At 70.6% G+C, this 4626-nt stretch carries 3 protein-coding genes; 2 read left to right on the top strand and 1 reads right to left on the bottom strand.

Annotated elements, in window-relative coordinates; translation table 11 throughout:
* Window positions 1-120: 120 nt before the first annotated feature.
* Together D7V93_RS38495 and D7V93_RS38490 are read left to right on the top strand one after the other, a co-directional pair.
* On the top strand, window positions 121-1020 hold the full coding sequence (locus D7V93_RS38495) for a ferredoxin reductase domain-containing protein (protein WP_120648056.1): 900 nt from the start codon (window positions 121-123) through the stop codon (window positions 1018-1020).
* A gap of 103 nt (window positions 1021-1123) precedes the next feature.
* Entirely contained in the window at window positions 1124-3697 is a 2574-nt protein-coding gene (locus tag D7V93_RS38490) for a S8 family serine peptidase (RefSeq protein WP_120648055.1), read from the top strand.
* Window positions 3698-3764: 67 nt separating this feature from the next.
* Here the strand turns inward: D7V93_RS38490 and D7V93_RS38485 are convergent.
* A partial coding sequence (locus tag D7V93_RS38485; protein ID WP_244237758.1) for an alpha/beta fold hydrolase occupies window positions 3765-4626 on the bottom strand: 862 nt, incomplete at its 5' end.

The raw sequence follows: 4626 nt of genomic DNA, 5'->3' as shown, positions 1-4626 counted from the left end.
CCCTTCCGTCATCCAGCCAACGTCCGCCCCTCTCCGACATTCCGGAAAGGAGGCTCCAGGGCGGCCGAGCCCAGCACGTCCGGCCGCGCGAGGCCATACCCCGCGTGTTATGGGAGGCCCATGAGCGTCGAAGCCACGCCCTCTCGCGCGAAGAAGCCCGTCGAGTACGAGGCCACCGTCACCGGGGTGCGGATGGAGACGCACGACACGGCGACGCTGCTGCTGGACCTGGGGGCCGGCCCCGGCTCGGGGAAGCTCGACTACAAGGCGGGGCAGTTCCTCAACATCGACCCACATCAGTTCCCGGCGCTCGCGCACCAGTGCGCGTACCTCCAGTTGCAGAAGGGGCGCAAGGAGCCGGCGCGCTCGTACTCGCTCGCCTCCGCGCCGCATGAGCCCCTCGTGGCCATCACGGTGAAGGACGAGGAGTTCATCCCCGGCGTCACCCTCTACCCGCCGCTGCTGTCGCCGCTGCTCGTGCACGGCCGCCTCACCGGCGCCCGCATCAAGGTCACGGGCTTCATGGGCCCGTACGTGCTGCCGGACGACGTGACAGAGCGCACGGACCACGTGCTGCACCTGGTGGCGGGCTCCGGCGCGGTGCCCAACTTCGCCATGGTGAAGGACGCGCTGCACCGGGGGCTGAAGCTGCGCCACACCTTCCTCGCGTCCAACAAGACCTGGGGCGACATCCTCTACCGCGAGGAGCTGGCCGCCCTGGAGCGCTCCGCGCCCGAGCGCGTGCGCGTGGTGCACACCCTCACCCGCGAGACGGACGAGACGAAGTTCAGCCCCCAGGTGCGCAAGGGCCGCGTCAACGAAGCGCTGCTGCACGAGCTGTTACCGGACCGTGACACCTGCCTCGTCTACGTCTGCGGGCCCGCCATCACCCCGTGGGACCGGCGCAAGGCGCTGGAGACGCGCACCCCCGCGACGCCGCGCTTCATGGAGGCGGTGCTCGGCCACCTGCACGCGCTGGACATCCCCGACAAGCGCATCAAGCGCGAAGCCTACGGGTGAGGGGGCCAACCCCCGGATAACAGAAATTCTGCGAATATTTCCGGTGGAGGACGTCCTGTTGGCAGCCGCCTCGCGATGAGCGCGGCTCCCAGGAGCACTCTCCATGATGAAGTCGAAGGGCCGGCCCGCGAAGCTGGCGCTGATGGTGATGGCGTGCACCGCGACGAACGCGGTGGCCGCGAATGTGGACCGGAGCGGACAGCCGCAGGGAGGCGGGCAGGTCCGTGCCGCCCCAGCGCTCCAGCGCGGCTCGCACGCGGCGCTCAAGCGCTCGTTCAGCGAGGAGGACCTGCGCGTCAGCTTCAAGAACCGCATCGAGGTGAAGTTCCGCGAGGGCAGCGGCGTCCGCGCGCGCGGCGGTGAGCTGGCGATGGAGGCGGGCAAGGCGGTGGGCCCGTCGTCGCTCGCCGAGGTGGACCGGGTGCGGGCCACGCTGCGGAGCGTGCGCCGGTCCGTGGCGATGAAGATGCACCCCTTCACCGAGGACGCCGCCGAGCAGCTCAAGGCCCGGGGCGAGCGCGGCTCCGGCGAGCTGCTGCCGGATCCGAACCTCTGGTTCTACGTCTACCTGGATGCCGGCTCGGACCGGGAGGTCCTGGACGTCGTCAACGCCCTCAACGCGCTGGACGTGGTGGAGGTGGCCTACCCGTCGCCCCTGCCCGTGCCGTCCGCCGACCTGGACCGTGCGAGCGCGGAGGCCTTCCAGGCCTACTGGAGCGAGCACGCGCGCATGGACCTGCCCTCCCTGGAGCGCGTGCGCGCCTGGGAGCGGGGCGAAGGCGCCCAGGCGCTCGTCGCGGAGGCCCAGCCCACCCCGAAGGCGGAGGCCGCCCCCGCCGCTCCGGGCGGCGCGAACATGCTGACCGTCAGCTACGTGGCGGAGCAGGACTATGGCGAGGCCGCGCCCATCGGCATCGACACGGACTGGCTGCGGACCCAGTACTGGAACGCCTACGGCAACAACTGGGGCTACACCGACGCGGAATACTCCTGGAACTACACGCACCAGGACCTCACCCAGCTGGCGGGCGCGGTGCTCGTCAACGGCCAGCCCCACGCCAGCGCGGCGGTGCTCGGCAACCGCAACCACGGCACGGCCGTGATTGGCGTCCTCAGCAGCAACGCCAACGCCTTCGGCACCACGGGCCTCGTGCACGGCGCCAGCGTGCGCCTGTCCACCGAGTGGCCCTCCACCGGCTATGACCGCGCCTCCGCCATCTACTCGGCGGCGAACCAGTTCTGGGCGGGCGCCGTCATCCTCCTGGAGATGCAGGCGTACTCCTCCATCGACTGCAACGGCGACGGCGTCGTCAACACCGGGGACCTGGTCCCCTCCGAGTACGTGCCCGCCATCCGCGACGCCATCAAGGTCGCCACCGGCAACGGCCGCATCGTCGTGGAGGCCGCGGGCAACGGAAACTGCAGCCTCGATACGGCCGGCTTCGCCGGGTACTTCAGCGCCACGGACGCGACGAAGGACTCCGGGGCCATCATCGTGGGCGCGGGCGAGAAGCTCACCCGCAACAAGGCCAGCTTCTCCACCTACGGCACCCGCGTGGACACGCACGCCGAAGGCGACTGGCAGATCGTCACCACCGGCTACGGCAACAAGTACAACGCCGAGGGTGAGAACCTCTTCTACACGGGCGGCTTCTCCGGCACCTCCGGCGCCTCCCCCATCGTCACGAGCGCGGCGGTGGCGCTCTCCGGGGTGATGTACCTGCGCCATGGCTCCTACTACGCCCCCAAGGAGCTGCGCGACGTGCTGCGCCGCGACGGCACGGCCCAGGCGGCGGGCGGGAAGATTGGCCCGCGCCCGGACCTGCGCAAGCAGATCTCCCACATGCAGAACCGCTACACGAACATGCACTCCACGGACTTCGACGGCGACGGCCGCAGCGACTACGCGGTGTGGCGTCCGAGCACCGGCATGTGGAACATCGTCTTCTCCGCCACGCACCTCACGCAGTCCATCCAGTGGGGGCAGCAGGGGGACGTGCCCGTGCCCGCGGACGTGACGGGCGACGCGCGCGCGGAGCTCATCGTCTGGCGGCCGAGCACGGGCACGTGGCACGTGCGCAAGTGGGACGGCACCACGCAGTCCACCCAGTGGGGCACGCTGGGTGACATCCCCGTGCCCATGGACTTCACGGGCGACAAGAAGGCGGAGTTCGTCGTCTACCGCCCCACCTACGTCGGCGGCACCGCCGAGGGGCAGTGGATCATCCGCTATGCCAACGGCACGTCCACCGTCATCAACTGGGGCGCCATCAGCGATGTGCCCATCGCCCGCGACTTCGACGGCGATGGCTACGAGGATGTGTCGGTGTACCGGCCGTCCACCGGCCAGTGGATCATCCGCTTCTTCAACGGCACCAGCGCCATCCACGCCCTGGGCGCCTGGGGTGAAGTGCCCGTCCCCTACAAGTTCGCCAACCAGTGGAACCTCGGGATGTGGCGGCCGAATGACGGCACCTTCACCACGAAGAACATCCACGTCGGCGGCACGGGCAGCACCGTGTACGGCATCCCGGGCGACGTCCCGCGCTTCGGCGACACCAACGGGGACGGCACCGACGAGTACATCGTCTGGAGGCCTTCTTCGGGCTACTGGTACAACGCGCAGTTCGGCGCCCTCCAGTGGGGCCTGCCGGGCGACATCGCCCTGTCGCGCTAGTCCCTGAACAGTCGGCGGTAGCACGGCGGGCGGTCCTTCTTCACGGGAGGGCCGCCCGTCGTCTTCTTCAAGCCGCGCCCGTGTCCACGTCCCCGGGTGCCACCAGGTCGAAGAACCGGAGCACGCGCTCGGCCGTCTCGCGCGGCTGCTCCAGCGGGAACAGGTGCGAGGCGAGCGGCATCACGTCCACCCGCGCCCGGGGCATCTCGCGCTCCGCCCGCGCCAGCGCGGCGGGCAGCAGCGTGTCTGACTTCTCCCCGCGCATCACCAGCGTGGGCGCCGTGTTGGCGCGGATGAGCTTCCAGGGGTTCGCGGGGAAGGTCTCGAAGATGCGCGCCTCCCACTCGCGCGGGATGCGCAGGCGGAAGTCCCCCTCCGGCGTCGGCACGAACCCGTGGGTGATGTAGTCGTTGAAGCAGTCCGCGTCCCAGTCGCGGAACAGCTTGCGCTCGCGGTACGCGTCGGCCGCCTCCTCGCGCGTGGCCCAACGCTCCCGGCGCCGCAGCGCGCCCTGCACGATGGCGGTGCGGTCCATGCGGCCCAGCAGTTTCAAGAAGCGCACCGCCCACGCGCGCGTCCCGGTGATGAGCACCGGATCCAACGCCACCACCGCGCGGAACAGGCCGGGGTTCGCGGCGGACGCCATCAGCGTGCTCGCCCCGCCCACGCTGTGGCCCACGCCCAGGACGCCCGAGCGCCCCCGGGCCTTGAGCTCGCGCGCGAGGTCCTCTCCCAGCTGCTGCCAGGTCGTGAGCTTCTTCGGGTCCTCGCCCGGCGTCAGCGGCCGCGTGCGCAGCGACACCACGTGGTAGCGCGTCGCCAGCCGCGTGAAGAGCTTCCGGTACGTCTCCGGAGGGAAGCCGTTCGCGCACGCGAAGTGCAGGAGCGGTCCCGTGCCCCCCCAGTCATCCAGCTCCAAGGCCATCCCC

Origin of the sequence: Corallococcus llansteffanensis, from assembly GCF_003612055.1 — a bacterium.
Classification (GTDB): Bacteria; Myxococcota; Myxococcia; order Myxococcales; family Myxococcaceae; genus Corallococcus; species Corallococcus llansteffanensis.
The sequence above is the reverse complement of the archived record's forward strand: the minus strand, read 5'-3'. Positions and strand labels throughout refer to the sequence as shown.

What these genes read in the sequence shown, in the direction of transcription:
- D7V93_RS38490 (WP_120648055.1), top strand. Translation starts at nt 1,124, where the DNA reads ATGATGAAGTCGAAGGGCCGGCCCGCGAAGCTGGCGCTGATGGTGATG.
- D7V93_RS38495 (WP_120648056.1), top strand. Translation starts at nt 121, where the DNA reads ATGAGCGTCGAAGCCACGCCCTCTCGCGCGAAGAAGCCCGTCGAGTAC.